This is a genomic window from Mesorhizobium sp. WSM4976 (assembly GCF_029625685.1).
Taxonomy (GTDB): domain Bacteria; phylum Pseudomonadota; class Alphaproteobacteria; order Rhizobiales; family Rhizobiaceae; genus Mesorhizobium.
This window is the reverse complement of sequence record NZ_JARTVT010000097.1, coordinates 1-1,071: the sequence shown is the minus strand read 5'-3', so window position 1 is coordinate 1,071 and position 1,071 is coordinate 1. Positions and strand designations below refer to the sequence as shown.

Annotated in this window: 1 protein-coding gene; it reads left to right on the top strand. The window is 61.9% G+C overall.

The window, feature by feature from the left end; translation table 11 throughout:
• On the top strand, positions 1-988 hold a 988-nt coding region (locus P9272_RS35845), incomplete at its 5' end, for an IS5 family transposase (RefSeq protein WP_278164935.1).
• Positions 989-1,071: the final 83 nt, after the last annotated feature.

Below are 1,071 nucleotides of genomic sequence, written 5' to 3'. Positions count from 1 at the left end.
GCTTGAAGTGTTGTCGTCGGATTTTGAGGGACTTTATTCGAAGGTTGGTCGTCCCTCGATCGCGCCGGAGAAGCTGCTTCGGGCTTTGCTGCTGCAGGCATTTTACTCGATCCGGTCGGAACGGCAGTTGATGGAGCAGTTAGGCTATAACCTGCTGTTGCGCTGGTTCGTCGGCCTGTCGATGGATGCCGAGATCTGGGACGCCACGGTTTTCACCAAGAACCGGGAGAGGCTTCTATCGGGCGATGTGGCAAGCAAGTTCCTGGCCGCCGTGGTGGCGCAGGCGCGCGGGCGTAATCTGCTGTCGGATGAGCACTTCTCAGTGGATGGGACACTGATCGAGGCGTGGGCTTCGATCAAGAGCTTCCGTCCCAAGGACGGTAGTGGCGAACCACCTAGCCCGGGTCGCAATGGGGAGCGCGACTTTCACGGCGAGAAGCGTTCCAACAAGACACATGCTTCCACGACCGATCCCGATGCCAAGCTGTACCGCAAGGCCACGGGCCAACCCTCGCGCATCGCCTTCATGGGTCATGTCCTGATGGAGAACCGCAACGGTTTGGTGATCGGCGCGACGCTGACGCCGGCGACCGGGACAGCCGAGCGGGAAGCGGCACTGGCGTTGGTGGATCGATTGGGCGCCAAGCGGCGGATCACGCTCGGCGCGGACAAGGCCTACGACGCGCGCGAGTTTGTCGCCGCCCTGCGCAAGCGCAAGGTCACCCCGCACATTGCCAAGCATGAGTATGTCGACAAGAACGGCATCCTGCGCCGAAGCGCTCTCGATGCGCGCACGACGAGGCATCCCGGCTATGCGGTCAGCCTGCGCATTCGTAAGCGGATCGAAGAGGTCTTCGGCTGGATCAAGACCATCGCAAGCCTTCGCAAAACACGCCATCGAGGGACCGAGAAGGTGGATTGGACGTTCGCCCTGACCGTCGCCGCCTACAACCTGGTCCGGCTGCCAAAGCTGATGGCCACGGCCTAACTGCGCCCGCAATCCACCTCACACCGGCCGATCGCGGCAAAACCGGCCGAAACAGCCGCTAAAATGACCCTCGCATAAGCCGA